General features: G+C 35.5%; 17 protein-coding genes. All 17 read right to left on the reverse strand.

What is annotated here, in order from left to right; translation table 11 throughout:
* Window positions 1–903: 903 nt before the first annotated feature.
* The 17 genes from HF990_RS03800 to HF990_RS03880 all read right to left on the reverse strand — a co-directional run bounded on the left by HF990_RS03800 (window position 904) and on the right by HF990_RS03880 (window position 13,641).
* The gene (locus HF990_RS03800; RefSeq protein WP_168411999.1) at window positions 904–1,581 is read right to left on the reverse strand and encodes a DUF3800 domain-containing protein; all 678 of its coding nucleotides are present in this window, start codon (window positions 1,579–1,581) and stop codon (window positions 904–906) included.
* Between the two features lie 198 nt (window positions 1,582–1,779).
* Complete coding sequence (locus HF990_RS03805) at window positions 1,780–2,442, reverse strand: M15 family metallopeptidase (RefSeq protein ID WP_168412000.1); 663 nt, start codon at window positions 2,440–2,442, stop codon at window positions 1,780–1,782.
* Window positions 2,442–2,696 (reverse strand): phage holin, encoded by a 255-nt coding sequence (locus HF990_RS03810; RefSeq protein ID WP_168412001.1) that lies wholly within the window; start codon window positions 2,694–2,696, stop codon window positions 2,442–2,444. The genes HF990_RS03805 and HF990_RS03810 overlap by 1 nt, the downstream gene beginning before the upstream one ends.
* Window positions 2,686–2,994 carry a hypothetical protein gene (locus tag HF990_RS03815; RefSeq protein ID WP_168412002.1) on the reverse strand — a complete coding sequence of 103 codons (309 nt, stop codon included), beginning with the start codon at window positions 2,992–2,994 and terminating at the stop codon, window positions 2,686–2,688. The genes HF990_RS03810 and HF990_RS03815 overlap by 11 nt, the downstream gene beginning before the upstream one ends.
* Window positions 2,995–3,095: 101 nt before the next feature.
* Complete coding sequence (locus tag HF990_RS03820) at window positions 3,096–3,530, reverse strand: type II toxin-antitoxin system PemK/MazF family toxin (protein ID WP_168412003.1); 435 nt, start codon at window positions 3,528–3,530, stop codon at window positions 3,096–3,098.
* Window positions 3,487–3,999, reverse strand: a complete 513-nt coding sequence (locus HF990_RS03825) for a Panacea domain-containing protein (RefSeq protein ID WP_168412004.1) — start codon at window positions 3,997–3,999, stop codon at window positions 3,487–3,489. Before HF990_RS03825 ends, HF990_RS03820 begins: the two co-directional genes overlap by 44 nt.
* A 123-nt stretch (window positions 4,000–4,122) precedes the next feature.
* Window positions 4,123–5,607, reverse strand: coding sequence for a glycosyl hydrolase family 28-related protein (locus tag HF990_RS03830; RefSeq protein ID WP_168412005.1), 1,485 nt, complete (start codon window positions 5,605–5,607; stop codon window positions 4,123–4,125).
* A complete protein-coding gene (locus HF990_RS03835) occupies window positions 5,607–6,155 on the reverse strand; it encodes a putative phage tail protein (protein WP_168412006.1) in 549 nt (182 codons plus the stop codon). Before HF990_RS03835 ends, HF990_RS03830 begins: the two co-directional genes overlap by 1 nt.
* Window positions 6,148–7,233: a baseplate J/gp47 family protein gene (locus tag HF990_RS03840; RefSeq protein ID WP_168412007.1), complete on the reverse strand. Its 1,086-nt coding sequence runs from the start codon at window positions 7,231–7,233 to the stop codon at window positions 6,148–6,150. Before HF990_RS03840 ends, HF990_RS03835 begins: the two co-directional genes overlap by 8 nt.
* Entirely contained in the window at window positions 7,233–7,634 is a 402-nt protein-coding gene (locus HF990_RS03845; RefSeq protein WP_168412008.1) for a DUF2634 domain-containing protein, read from the reverse strand. The genes HF990_RS03840 and HF990_RS03845 overlap by 1 nt, the downstream gene beginning before the upstream one ends.
* 4 nt (window positions 7,635–7,638) lie before the next feature.
* Window positions 7,639–7,956 (reverse strand): DUF2577 domain-containing protein, encoded by a 318-nt coding sequence (locus HF990_RS03850; RefSeq protein WP_210730747.1) that lies wholly within the window; start codon window positions 7,954–7,956, stop codon window positions 7,639–7,641.
* The gene (locus tag HF990_RS03855) at window positions 7,949–8,911 is read right to left on the reverse strand and encodes an XkdQ/YqbQ family protein (protein WP_168412009.1); all 963 of its coding nucleotides are present in this window, start codon (window positions 8,909–8,911) and stop codon (window positions 7,949–7,951) included. Before HF990_RS03855 ends, HF990_RS03850 begins: the two co-directional genes overlap by 8 nt.
* The gene (locus tag HF990_RS03860) at window positions 8,904–9,563 is read right to left on the reverse strand and encodes a LysM peptidoglycan-binding domain-containing protein (RefSeq protein WP_168412010.1); all 660 of its coding nucleotides are present in this window, start codon (window positions 9,561–9,563) and stop codon (window positions 8,904–8,906) included. Before HF990_RS03860 ends, HF990_RS03855 begins: the two co-directional genes overlap by 8 nt.
* Before the next feature lie 6 nt (window positions 9,564–9,569).
* The gene (locus tag HF990_RS03865) at window positions 9,570–11,702 is read right to left on the reverse strand and encodes a tape measure protein (RefSeq protein ID WP_168412011.1); all 2,133 of its coding nucleotides are present in this window, start codon (window positions 11,700–11,702) and stop codon (window positions 9,570–9,572) included.
* Between the two features lie 313 nt (window positions 11,703–12,015).
* Window positions 12,016–12,387, reverse strand: coding sequence for a hypothetical protein (locus HF990_RS03870; protein ID WP_168412012.1), 372 nt, complete (start codon window positions 12,385–12,387; stop codon window positions 12,016–12,018).
* Between the two features lie 246 nt (window positions 12,388–12,633).
* Complete coding sequence (locus tag HF990_RS03875) at window positions 12,634–13,062, reverse strand: phage tail assembly chaperone (RefSeq protein ID WP_168412013.1); 429 nt, start codon at window positions 13,060–13,062, stop codon at window positions 12,634–12,636.
* Between the two features lie 60 nt (window positions 13,063–13,122).
* Window positions 13,123–13,641: a phage tail tube protein gene (locus HF990_RS03880; RefSeq protein WP_168412014.1), complete on the reverse strand. Its 519-nt coding sequence runs from the start codon at window positions 13,639–13,641 to the stop codon at window positions 13,123–13,125.
* Window positions 13,642–13,652: the final 11 nt, after the last annotated feature.

The following is a 13,652-nucleotide window of genomic DNA, read 5'->3' on the forward strand; positions in this document are numbered from 1 at the left end:
TACCCAAAACTTAGCGAAAATAAAAACAGCTTAGGGGAACCTCGAATTTCCCCTAAGCCATCCCATTACATATTACCAAATAATGTCACTAAAATTTATTCACCAACACCATTTGACAAAGAACCTAAAATAAAAACCTTACAACCGTTGTAGCTGTAAGGCTTTTTTCTAGCGTCCCAGGAGGGATTCGAACCCCCGACCGACGGCTTAGAAGGCTGTTAAAAAATTTTTATACATTTATATTAATTAATAAAACATTATTAAATCGGCTTTCTCAAAAATTTCTTTATTATCCTCATCAAGAATGTTTGTTCATATTTATTCTATTTTATATACTTTTGGGCAAACTTCGGGCTAAAAATTTCATTATTTCACTATTTATTATCGTTGTAACACCAGGTCAAACATCGACCTGGTTTTATTTTTTGCTAAAAAGGAAGGTATGTAGGGTATTGAAAGGGATATTAGTATGACTTGCGAAAAGTTTATAAATCCAGTAATATCAAGGAAAATTCAAGACATTCGGATTCAAAATTTCCGAATGTCGTTATTATTGAAGTCACTCGTTGAGTGGCTTTTTGTTTATTGATTATTCAGTATTTACTTTTCAAAATGAGGAAATATCTTCACTTTCTAAATAAAATTGGATGCATTTTGCGTAGTACTTCTACAAAAATAAAACCCTTCCCGAAAGGGAAGGGGTGTATTATAAAGCATTTCACATCCCAAAACAGGATGCCTCACTGGACAGGTGTACTTACAGTACACTTACTAACTATTAGCTGTTCCAGGAGTTTGACAGTCATACCATGTATGCTGTAACTTTATAATACACTATTATAATATGCGTGTAAAGAAATTTTATTCACTTTTACGTAACTTTTTATTCGTAAACGAAACTTTTTACGGTAATCTTAACACAACATACCCGCTTTTGTATACATTTCTTATTCTAGGATCTTTTTCCAATGCATTGAATTCGGTATTTGCTAACAAATCTGCTGCTTGTATCATATAATTACTCTTAGAGTCTCTATAGTTTACTTTAAAGTCCGATTTAAAGCTCGTTGTATCATATTGCCTATGTATATAATAGTAATTATCCTCATTAAAATAATTAAATAAATGATCCTCCAGTGAATCAATTGAGGAATGTGCAATATTTTGATTATCTATATTCACTTCAATTAATTCACATTGTTTGGGTATTTTATTTAAGTTGATTAATTTTTCTATCAATCTTCTAATAATGTGATTTTTATATCTAACAACATCTTTTTTGTTATTGAAATTTATTCTTACTAATTTAGAAACATCAACTGTCACAAAAACTTGAACGCAAGGGTATTTTGATAGCCTTTTTAATAACCTACGTCTTGTAGGAATATCCATTTGAGAGGTTTTTAGTTCCCCTTCTATTACTTTCTCTTGTTTGATTTTCTTAACTAACTTTTTGTAATTTTGGTTTATTCTATGATATTCGCTTTCTTTTATTAATAAGCCACCGTAAACAAAGTGCTTTCCTAGCGGATAGTTTTTATGTAATTGTCCCGAATCATCTAAAAATAAATAGTATTTCATTACAACCACCGTCTATTATTTAATACTATAAGTATATAACATTTAAGAAAGAAATGATATATAAGTTATATTAACAAATATTAATAAAGTATCATTATAAAACCGCCCTCCAAACGGAAGGCGGTTTTCATTTTTTAGACTATAAAATTCCAACTTAAGGGTTACTATTTATTTTATTGATACTTCAACTAAAGTCAATTACTTATTTCTACGTTGCTGAATCGTGATATACAATCCAAGCAATCTGTCTGTCGTCATTCGTTTATTTTTCAGATCATCTAAGTGCTGTTTTTGGATGATACCGTCCTTAACTGCTTGTTCAATAAATTTTTCAGCTTCTGTATACATCGTCGGTGATTTTGGGTCCCACATTTTTGTTTCCTCCTTTTCGGTTTCTTTATCATCAACAATCAGCTGCACTTTTAACTTGCTCGTTGTTGGCACAATCACCGTACCTTCTAATTTATACCCCTTTGGCATCGTCCAAGATGGAGTTACTTCGAAGTGTGGACGGTCGATATTGTTTGGCCAATCCCCGCCCCAAGTAATGCACAGTCTTCGAGCAATGGCGCCGACTTTATTTAATGTATTCACATCATAGAGTGATTTTGGCGGAGCTACTGCAATATCCCAGGCTAGTCTGCTTGTATGACGACTAGTAAGTGTCCAAGTTACTATTGACCCTGGACGAGTACGACCTTGTTGATATAGATAATTTTGTCGAGCTTGACTACGGTATGTTTCGGTAATAAAAATATCCCGAATCCCTGCTTTATAGCACTCTTGAAATAGCAATCTACAAGCTGTTTGAGCGACCGGTAGCAATTCAGATATGTCTCTACAAGTTGTTGTAACACTCATTATCGCTCACCTGGCCTTTTGTATGTCATTGCTCTGTCGCTGTCAGATAAACCTTGTGTTGTTGGATCTACGATGATTCCTAACAATATTAGAATGCCGAGAATTGTTTCAGAAAGTGCTGTGATTTGGTCGTTATAAACAGTAATGTCATATCCGAAGATTTCAGCTACTTGATTAGCTAACACTAATAACAATGCGATTAATGACACCCAAAACGACTTCTTTTGTAGACGTACTTTCCAGTTAATTTTCATTGATAAATACCTCCATTTTATCGATTCTTTTATGTGCTTGTTTTGACGATTCCTCAACACGAGTTAACCGTTCGTTGAATACTGCCATTTGCTTTTCATTAGCTTTTAAATCAATGCGAATATCATCTACTCCCTTGCTGATATATTCTAATTGAGCTTGTAATCTTGCATCTTGGTGCGACTCACTTTTCACTTCTTTCAATTGATTCATTTTTTGGTTTTGTTTATTTAATTGGTAGCCTAATATCGCAACGACTACCGATAAAATGGTTAATATTAATCCTAATTCAACTGTCATAAACTCACCTACTTACACAAAATAACACCGCTCGGCACGGTGTATTTCTCGTACTGGATGCAATAAAAAAGCACCCTCGGGTGAGAGTGCTTTCTTGAAATTTAACCTGTTATTGATGATGTAAAATCCCTATATTTTTTTAGTATCTCAGACATCGTTTCTGGATACTCCTCGCTAAGATTATAATTAGTATAGTCAAACGATAAATCATTTGAGTGAATAGTTGATATTTTATGGATCCTTACATAAGAAGGGTCATACTTCAATTTAATTTTTTTATGATTTTCTTGAGTTATTGGGTAATCATATTCTTTATTAATATTTTCTTGTTTACTAACTTTTGAGATAGGGAAAACTGTAATATCACAAGGTAATTTTTCTTTTTCAACACCTATAATTAATACAGGTCGTAATTTATATTTGTAAGACTGTGTTCTTGGGTCAAAGTAAGCGTAGCGAGAGTCGCACATTTTACCGATTAATTCTTGCGCGTTAGTTATTAAATGTTGCGTACTCTGGTTCGTCTTCAAATTCATCTAAATACATACCCCAGACATGATCATATAATCTAACTTTTTGCGCATCTAGCATAATATCATCAATCGGTATTTTAACATTTCCTGGCTCATCCTCGCTTAACCCCGCGCGACTTCTCTTCCAAGAAATTTCCTTGTGAGTCAAATCACGCAATGTCCAAGGGGCATACTTTGCATATTGATCCAAAATATTAGCGACAATGTATTTTTCTCTTTCCCCTATTTGTGAATCGTCATAATCATCTTGGTTTTGCTCTTTAAAAAATGACCTTAATTCAGGAAGAACAGGTCCGTGGACCCAACCTTCGAAATCTTCATCAATAATAGGCTCCCCAAAGACAGCTAATGACTCTCTTTGTGCAAAATACATCAACTTGTGTAACCTAAGTTCGCTGTTATCAAAAGAGCTATCAGTAAATTCTTCGTAAGCTTTCACTAAGTATTTAGCTAAAACTTTAGCTTTTACCATAGCTATTCCTCCCTTTGACTAGATATTAGCAAATACAGGAGGCAAAGGGAAGAGTTTACTTATAATAAATATTTGCTGTTTTAAAAATCGTATTTTACGTCACACTTTGAGACGATTGTTCAATTATAAATCCGCTTTAAATGTCACATATCCCACCCAAACACCTGTCAAATCTTGAATACTCGGTATTGATTGAATACCTATATTGCCTGTATTAGTAATGTATAAATGACGCAAAACACCGTTTGTAACATCTAAAACAGTAAATCTAATTGATTGTTTTGGTCTATACCCAATAGGTAATGTACCAATAACTGTATCCCCATTTGGTGTTCCATCTTTCATAGCAATTTGTAGGTGTACAATGTTATCATCTGTCTTGAAATATTTTGTTAAACTATTTTCGTTTACATGAACCCATCCATTTACCAAGTCTAACTGTTTCCACTCGTCACCAATATAGTAATTTAAAAAACTTCTATCACCATTATTTAATATTTTAATAGTATTTGCTACTTTTAACCTACAATCTTTTGATGCTGGATTAACAATATTTGTAGATGAGTTATTTGTTTGGAAAATCGTACAATTATCAATTTTAATAACACCTAAAGCATTATAAAAATTCATCAATTCTAATTCGCTATTCACATTTAACATACAATCATTGAACGATAGACTCATAATTTTTGTATTTTCATATGGAATATTGATAATACCATGCTCTGCTTGTTCAAACCATGTTCCATTAAATGACGATGGTCTAATTCCGTTAACATTAGTTATACCAATGTCATATCCATTTTGCACAAAAACTCCATTTACAAATTTTACACCAGCAAAACTTTCACCATTTAAATATTCAAGTGTCACACCTGTATCGCATAAAACAATACGTGGATGAATTACTACATTACCGCTGCCATGCAATCTTAGCCCGATAAAACAACTACTAATGACAATATTTTCAAATAAACAATCAAAAATACCTACACCATCTGGTACTCCGTTACCAGATATTCCGTGCGTAAGACCAACAATTTGAATATTTCTAAATGTCCCTATAGCTGAATTGTATAATTCTAAAGTGCTTCCTCCGAGTATCCCAATTACATTGCCAGCTACATTATTCTCTTTTGATAATTTTACATCTTGAATTGTAACGCCGTGTAAAGATTCGTTAACAGTATCAATAATAACTCCACCTGATACATTGGCAAATATTAACTCTGTTTCTGTCATGCTTTTTCCGTATAAACTTACATTTCCTTTTCTTTTAATAGTATCTTCTAGCCTATACTTCCCGTTTGGAATATAAACATTCTTTTTGTTAGCATGTGCATAATCGATTGCTGCTTGAATTGCTGGTTGATCGTTATTTATACCGTCACCAACCGCACCAAAATCTTTAACATTTACCGCAAAATCTGCCAAGTGTTCATTAACTGTTTGTTCTAAAGATATCAAATTTACATTACTCGCTTTACTATCTTCTAGTTCTTTTAGAGCGGTGTCGATTTTATCTAAGTTGCTATTTTGAACTCCAACATCATAAAATTCTTCCGGATCCGGTTTAACTAATTTGTAATTCGTTGTTTCAGATGCCATTAAATTAACACATCCTCTCGTAGTTGTTTGTGTGTAAAGCTAGCTAATTGAGAGTGAGTAAATTGAGATAATTTTTGATGTGTGTTATATCTAAGCTCGATTGTTAGAACTATGTTTTGTGGTGTAACACGCTCTAACATTGCAACGACTGCATCGAATTGTCCTTTTACTGTTAATTCAAGTTTTACAGTAATGGTTTTATTCGATGTATCTCGAATGAAATCGTAGCGCCCCTCACCCAAAAGACTGTCAAGCAGCATTCTCACGACTTTATATGTGTATGGTGCTTGTTCGTTGTACCTCGTAAGCACTCTAAAACGTCGAGTTTCGTCGCTATCAGTACCCGGAACTTTAATGCCTAACATTTTTTCATAACGAGCCAACCCTTCCTCGTTAGCTGTTAAGATAAATTGATTGTTTAATGCGTCCTCAATTGCTTGCCAAACGGATTCAAGAGACGGATTTTCAACGTTGGCGATTTCAATGATTTCCCTAATTTCATGTAATACTGACGGAAAATAACTTAAAATATCGACTTCCCTAGCCATTCACAACGCCCCTAACAGGTATAGTTTCTTTATCTAATTCAATGTTTGATGTTCCGCCATTTAATTGAGTGTTAGCAATATCGAGTACCCCATCTACACCAAGCAATCTGATTTCAATTTGAGAGATCCGAACAACCAAACCAGTGTAATCTTCTTCGTATGTTTGCGCTTGTGCCCATTCTTTTGCTAGTTCTTTAAAGTATTCATCAATCACTCGGTAAACGTCGTCTTGAATATCAGCCCAAGTCCAGCCATCTTGATAAGTGATATTCAAAGTTATATCAATTGGTGTTTCTTCAACCGCCGAGACCGTTACAATATGGTCGATCGGCGCGATTCCAACACCTTCACCTTGCATACTAAGTGGGTCAACAGCTTCTTGTACAGTATCGATTAGCGCTTGAGATGGTTTGTTATATTGGGAATCAATAATTGTTAAGCCAACCGTTCCAGGACCATATTTAGCCCGATACACACGAACACCGCCAACACCATTTAAAGCACCTACTCTTTCTTTGTAATCAGCTCGATTCCCTCCAAAAACTACTGATTTAAAGCTATTAAAATAGCGAGTCCGAAAGGCTTCAGTGTCCTCTTCGTCCTCGCCTGGTATCAATACTTCTGTTAGTTCCGCGTGAGTTAAACCGTCAATATAATCAATTGGAATTAAGTTGCCTAAATACAGGTTCCCTACATTTCCCGCTGTTTCACATTCTAAAATAAATTCGCCTGAGCCGATTTTTTCAACTACTACATAATTTAGATCGTCACCAGAAAAACGTGAGCCAATAGGTACGTCGATGTTAAATTCACCTTTTAACCTAGCTTTTGTTGCTGGATGTGGTGATAAACCTCTTTCCGCTGCCCGTCTAATCAAATATTCTCTTGGAGCAGTGTCAGCGAAAACTAAATCAATGTTATTTTTAATAGTTGCTAACATTTGAGCTGTTTCTGCGCTGTTGGCTGCAGTAGCAATGTAAAGGGGACTTGTTTCCCTTTTGTCCATTTCGCTAAACTTCGCAAGTTTCTGCGCCATTAAATCTTCGTAAGTTGTGTCTAAGTTAATCGGTTCTGCCATCAGTACTCCACCTCTCTTTCCAACTGAACTTCACCGAATATCGTATGTGCTGTACAAGTTACATGGACTTTATTCTTACTAGTCGTCACTTCAAAATCAGTAATATCTGTAATACGATCATCTTGTAATAAACATTCTGTTATTCTACGTTGGACTTCACTTGCTACATATGCAGTGGGTTTACCAATCAAATCTTTAAACTCCCCCCCGGTATTCCAACTAAATATTAGATGGTCATATCGCTCAATATTGAGCATTAAAAAAATCGCTTGTTTTACAGCTTCTTGGCCATCCACGAAGCTCACCATGCGACCTCTTTCAAAATCTATATAAAATGTTTTAGATGGTTCAATGACCTCTTCGAAATCGTTGATTAAATCATCATTCACTTGTGGTAACACGTTATCACACCCTATCTACCACGATATATTGCTGTCCGCCTTGCATACGAATGAGAAGTACTTTTTCACCTATTTTTAGAGCATTAAACACTTTATAGGTTTGTTTTGCGCCACCATTGACACTCATTTCGGTTTCGTAATCTGTAACATTCCGGGTAAGTTTTAGTTGGGCGGTACCGAGTATTAATTTTTGGTCAATCCTGATTTGGAGCGGATTGGTACTTATTACTTCACCGTACCTGATTGTTGTAGGATCCGATGCGTTTACTGCTTCAACTGCTGCTTTTTTAATTAACACCACTAAATCGTTAATATTACGCAATAAACTCACCGCCAATCAATTGCAAATCCATTAAATGCGACGATTCGTCGAATGTATGTTTGACATTTTCTACAACCATGTAATTTGCAACAGTTATATCTCCAAGGTATAACGCGACTGGTAAAACGGAGCCACCACGTACACGTACATCCCCAAACGCTTTATTTACTGAGAGTTTACGAGATTTACGATTAAATTGTTTGAGCAATGTGTCAGCTTTTAGTTTTCCATTCGTACTTTCTTGAATGGTCTCAAAATACTGCAATACTCCCCATTTATTGATGTTATTGGTGTCTTGAGCAATATAAATCTCTCGTTTGCCGTTCTTTTTGTCTTCATAAACGAGTTTTACTTTGTTATAAGTTTCATTGTCAATGCTCGTTGTATAATTAAAGCTTTCTCCGGTTTCTTCATCTATTAAAATATTCAATCGCATATCTTTTATATTATTTAAAATTAATTTCCCAAACTCATCATACAGCACATATACTTCACCAGTGCTGGCAGTTGTTTCATCGAGTGCCATCTGAATAATCTCGAACAGTTCTTTGTTGTCGGCCGTCAATGTCGGAATGTAATACCTTGTATCATCAGCACTACCGAAATTCAGTTTAAAATCCGCTGCAATCGTTTTTAAAATTTGCACAGCTGATTTATTCGTAAATACATATGTGTCTTTGTTTTTTAAGTACCGCAACTGGTCATAAGCAGTCACTTTAATTTTGTCGTTGTTTTGACGCTCTTTTGTAAACACAAAACCGTAAAATATTTTGTTTCCGTTATATTTGAAAATAACTGGATTACCTTCTTGGAATCCTAACGCCTCATCTTTCAAGACTGTAAATGTTAATTTTCCTGGTGCTTTACGACGTTGTGTTTCCCAAACAACACCTTCTTCAACGACACATTGTTGAATTTTGCTTCCATTCTGAATGATAAGTTCAACATTAGCCAAGTTTTAACACCTGCCCAACACGAATAAGGTTAGGATTCGGTAAGTTGTTTAGTTTTGCGATTTCTCCATATTTAGAACCGTCTCCAAGCTCTTTTTTCGCTATTGCCCAAAGTGTATCACCTTGTTTGACCGTATACGTTTTTGGAATTGATTTCGTACTTGTATCACGTTTTTTTTCAACTTTTACAGACTTAACTTGCGTTTGCGGTGCACTTTGTACTTTTAAAACTTTCGTTCCCCAAGTCCTGTATTGTTTAAGTCTAATGGGTACGATAATATCAAAACCGTTGTCGGCATCTTCTTGAATCTCGTAATCTTCTAAAGATACAAGCATATTTGTATCAAATAATAGCTGGCCGTTCGGTTTCATTCGGTTGACGATAAAAGTGAATGGTTTCTGATTGACTTTTAACTGTTCAAGTTTGTTTAAGTAGTACGATGCAGGTTGATACCCGTTCGGATAAACAGCGAATGGATATTTTACGTTAGGAAGTAATATCTCGAATTCAATTTCGGTAAGACCCGCTTTTTTCAATAAATTGACTTCACCGTCATCAATTAATGTCAAAGTTTCGTTTTTGTTGTTGATTTTTAAAATGAGTTCCTTCGGTGCAACGGGGAATTGTACCCCGTCTAAGAAGAAGTTATACATTCCCCATTACACTCCTTCCGGCAATGAATCAAGCGCTTCTTCTGTTTTGGCTACTAATTTATCTACGATTCCATCTAAATCTAGTTCGCTGTTGATGTTATTCTGCATTCCGCTCATATCAATTGTGATATTGCCTGTTGTATAGCGATTGATTGCTTCGGCGTTCGCTGCATCTCTCAAGTATTTCATATCTTCTTCTAACAAGTCCACGCTATCCGCCAACTTTCCTGTATTGCCAGCTGTATCTTTTGCGGATCCGTTACCTACATCGATTGCATCACCTAAGCCGTTTACCGAATTTAAGATGTCTTTCATATATTTTTCCATGTCGAAACGCTCTTGATTTTGGATGTCTAAATCAAAACCACTAAATAGATTCGCTCCCCAGTCATGTGCTTTCAGTGCATTATCAAGTGGAGACATATACTCAAGTCTCGGAAGCTCGATATACGTTTCTGGCATATCTCCGACCCAATCGTTGATACGCTTTTTTAAACCGCTATAATCAGCTTTGATTGATGTTCTTGCGCTAAATTTACCGACTTTACCAATGTCTAACCCCGGTATTTGATTTAGTGCTCCAATAATCCAGTTAATCCCCTCAATCGCTTTATTAGCTGCAGCAATAAACATATTCGCAAGATTTGTAGCCACACTGTCGAACGAGCCGATCATCGATGTTGCCATGTCGATTGCGCTGTTTGCTAAATTCGCAAAGAAACGTTTTATTGTGTAAACCGGATTACGCCATATATTAATCCAAAACTCAGCGAATGAAACGACCAAATTCAACATATAAGCAATCACGTTGTAGAAAACAGAATACATGAACGCGAATGCTCCAACAATTATACCGACAGCACTTAAATTCGCCCCTGTAAAGTAGTTTATAGCATTAACAGCGGCAAAATATAAACCAATAAGAAGTACAAGCGCTGCAATTATCCAGAAAATCGGGTTCATTGCCATTGCTGCATTGAGAGCCCATTGAGCCGCTGTCATAAGCAATGTCGCTACTCTCGTTCCAATCAACGCTGCAGTAAGCACACCGAATGCACCAGCTGCACCTAGTATAATTGGCCCAATAATATTCCAATGATCATACACAAACGAACCAATAGAAGATAATACTTGAATCGTCCATAATGCAACATCTGCTAATACGAACAGCGCTTGAGTTGCTTTAGCTACAAATTTTCGAATTTTTTCACTGTTTGCTAAATTATTAATTTCCTGCAATACAGGTTGAAAAGCTCTTAACGAATCGGTTTGGAAGTTAATCCACAACTGAGACCATGTTAAAGGCATGCTTTCAAATTTTTCGTTAATATCATCAGCTGCTGCGAACATTGATGTTTTGATAATATCAGCTGTTATCTTACCATCCGAAGCCATCTCTCTTAATTCCGCACGGGTTATACCTAAATATTTCTCGATATTTTGAACAATACTAGGAGCCGCCTCTAGTACTGCATTCAACTCTTCTCCACGTAATGCCCCCGCACCTAATGCTTGAGTTAATTGAAGTGTAGCGGATGCTATTCCTTCCGCATTAGTTCCAGCATTGGCAAACGATTTATTCAACAACTCAGAAAATGCTACAATTTCAGCTGTGCTATCAAATGCATCACTAGCATTCATAGCCAATTTACCAACAAGATCAGCGGTTTGTAGGTATGGTGAATATGTTCTTTTCGCACTTTCAAATATCATTTGTTGTAATTCTTCTCTTGTTTGTAAATTATCATTTATTAAATCTAAACGCGCGTTTACATTTGTCATTTCATCGGATAACTGAATAGCGTTAGATAAACCTTGCAAAGTAAAGTAAGCTCCAACAACACCGCTGATTGTACCTAATAATTTACCTGCTAAATCATCCGCTTTTTGAATATCTCTATTCAACTTCTCTTGTGCGTTTTCAGCTTGCCTAATTTCATTTTCAATCTGATTAAAATTAGCTTCAACCTGTTGCAATTCTCTTTGCGCCGCTTCTAATGCAGACACATCAACAGCTTTTCCGGATAAATCCTGTAATGTTTGGAAACTGTCAATTACTGTCGCCATCGCCATGTTCATTGCTCTAAACTGTTGCGACATCATGTCATGGACCATGATGCTAGTTTTAATAGTCGCCATCTGTTATCACCGCCTTTTTAGGCATAATAAAAAGCACTCATTAACGAGTGCTAATTACGAGAAATATACGAACCATCTTTTTGCTTATATAGTTTTGTTTTACATTTAGGACATCTAACAGAGTCTGTTACTGCTTTTAATTTAAATTGACATTCTGGACAAGGTATGCGTTTTTTGAATACCAGAACAATTAATGAAACTATAAAACTAATGATAAAAATGATAAGTATGAATAGAAAAATCGTTGCCAACATTGTAATCACTCCTTTATATCATAAATATACAAAACAGGAGTGGATATATCTATTCTTTGTTAGAATTTGCACATTTTAATATAATGAATCCAGAGATTTATTAAACGATTAAAATCTTCTTGTTTTAAATCAGTAATTTTTTCAAATTCATATAAATTAACCATATAAGTGAACCAAGTTTTTCGACCATTTAATTTTATTTTACCAACGGGATATCCGTTGTAATAAAAATCAATAGCCCTATTACTCAAACGTTTTAATTTGATGTAACCATTCAAATTTTGTTGATTAAATAATTCAAATAACAATTTTATAAATTCGTACTCTACTTCATTTACATCACAATATTTACTCTCATTCAATTTTGAAATTGTGTTTTCATAAGGTTTTTCTTCTTTGTAATCAAACTTCCTTCGAAAATATTTAAACATAAGTATCCCTCCTAGAATTAAGATTATAGAAAACTAGGAGGAGATTCTACCTTCTTTTTCTCGGTTTTCCTTTACTAGCTTTTTTAACCTCTTGTTGCGCCTTCTTATCCGCTTCAATTTTCACTTGAATAGAAGCGATAATGAAGGCTTTCTCATATCTATCCAAAGCCAAATACTGCGACGGCAACAGCTTTAGCTTATGCAGTGCGTAGTGCGCTATATTCGCATCGCTATCGCCGTCTAAAATTAGTTTTTTGCTTCTTCGACTAACTCGTTCATGTCAACGTCAAAGCCATTGACCTCTTGAGCGATTTTTTTGACTTCTGTTAACTCCGCAGGCAATAACATTTTTTGAAGCAGCGCTTCTGCTCCTTTTACGCCGTAGCTGTCTTGCAACTCTGCATTGTGCAAGTCTGGGAATTTAATTGTTGCTACTGTAGTTTTTAATGAATAGAGCTCGAAGTCGATTTCCGGCATTGTCACACCTTTTCTTCCTGGAACAGGCACTCGTTTCGTGCACTCACGACGAATTGCAGTGTCAACATCTGAGGTAATTGCTCCGAACTTCCAAGGAATGGGCTTGCCGTTTTCATCTTTGAATCGTTTCGATACCACACGTTCAACGATTTCGACCTTTTCAACATTTTGCGCAAAGAAAGCTTGTAAATTACTCATTCATTCCACCCTTTTCAATTTTATTTAATAGAGAAAGCCCACCGAAGTGAGCTTTATAAATTAGGATTGCATTGTATTTAAAATGGAGAACTTTTCAGGGAACTCGAAGCGTTCGAATGTAAAGTCGAACGTATCTTCTAAATATTCAGCATCTGCATCAATTAAGGCGACAATACCACCATCCATATTACAATCTTTCAGGATAGTAGTTTGTCGCCCTACGTCTGCTGATGGATCTTCGTTTGTCACTTGAATGTCAAAGTAAATATCTTCCCCGGTTTCTTGATAGTGATAAAGTAATTCTCTAAAAATGGATGTATTGTAATGGAATGTAGCCGATCCTGTTCCTTCCCAACCAGTAGCTTTATTTCCTTTTCCCGGACGCCCCATAATTGGAACTTGTGTTTTTGTCTTTTCCATTCTAGCTTCAAGGTTAATTACGTTTGCAAATTTGTAGCGCTGCCCATTTATAGTTACAAATGCTTCTCCTTGCGCGCCGTGAATCGCATCTTTTGCGTGCATTGTGTCATCTGCAAAGAATTGAATGTCTAACGGTAATAGCATTTTCATTTCTTCCATAACATATCACT

This window comes from Ureibacillus thermosphaericus (genome assembly GCF_012396605.1).
Lineage (GTDB): Bacteria > Bacillota > Bacilli > Bacillales_A > Planococcaceae > Ureibacillus > Ureibacillus thermosphaericus.

Excerpts from the sequence above, each read along its gene's own strand:
- HF990_RS03825 (WP_168412004.1), bottom strand. The coding sequence starts at position 3,999 with ATGGTAAAAGCTAAAGTTTTAGCTAAATACTTAGTGAAAGCTTACGAA.
- HF990_RS03865 (WP_168412011.1), bottom strand. The coding sequence starts at position 11,702 with ATGGCGACTATTAAAACTAGCATCATGGTCCATGACATGATGTCGCAA.
- HF990_RS03805 (WP_168412000.1), bottom strand. The coding sequence starts at position 2,442 with ATGAGTGTTACAACAACTTGTAGAGACATATCTGAATTGCTACCGGTC.
- HF990_RS03860 (WP_168412010.1), bottom strand. The coding sequence starts at position 9,563 with ATGTATAACTTCTTCTTAGACGGGGTACAATTCCCCGTTGCACCGAAG.
- HF990_RS03820 (WP_168412003.1), bottom strand. The coding sequence starts at position 3,530 with ATGAATTTGAAGACGAACCAGAGTACGCAACATTTAATAACTAACGCG.
- HF990_RS03880 (WP_168412014.1), bottom strand. The coding sequence starts at position 13,641 with ATGGAAGAAATGAAAATGCTATTACCGTTAGACATTCAATTCTTTGCA.
- HF990_RS03800 (WP_168411999.1), bottom strand. The coding sequence starts at position 1,581 with ATGAAATACTATTTATTTTTAGATGATTCGGGACAATTACATAAAAAC.
- HF990_RS03810 (WP_168412001.1), bottom strand. The coding sequence starts at position 2,696 with ATGAAAATTAACTGGAAAGTACGTCTACAAAAGAAGTCGTTTTGGGTG.
- HF990_RS03840 (WP_168412007.1), bottom strand. The coding sequence starts at position 7,233 with ATGGCAGAACCGATTAACTTAGACACAACTTACGAAGATTTAATGGCG.
- HF990_RS03835 (WP_168412006.1), bottom strand. The coding sequence starts at position 6,155 with ATGGCTAGGGAAGTCGATATTTTAAGTTATTTTCCGTCAGTATTACAT.
- HF990_RS03870 (WP_168412012.1), bottom strand. The coding sequence starts at position 12,387 with ATGTTTAAATATTTTCGAAGGAAGTTTGATTACAAAGAAGAAAAACCT.
- HF990_RS03815 (WP_168412002.1), bottom strand. The coding sequence starts at position 2,994 with ATGACAGTTGAATTAGGATTAATATTAACCATTTTATCGGTAGTCGTT.
- HF990_RS03830 (WP_168412005.1), bottom strand. The coding sequence starts at position 5,607 with ATGGCATCTGAAACAACGAATTACAAATTAGTTAAACCGGATCCGGAA.
- HF990_RS03875 (WP_168412013.1), bottom strand. The coding sequence starts at position 13,062 with ATGAGTAATTTACAAGCTTTCTTTGCGCAAAATGTTGAAAAGGTCGAA.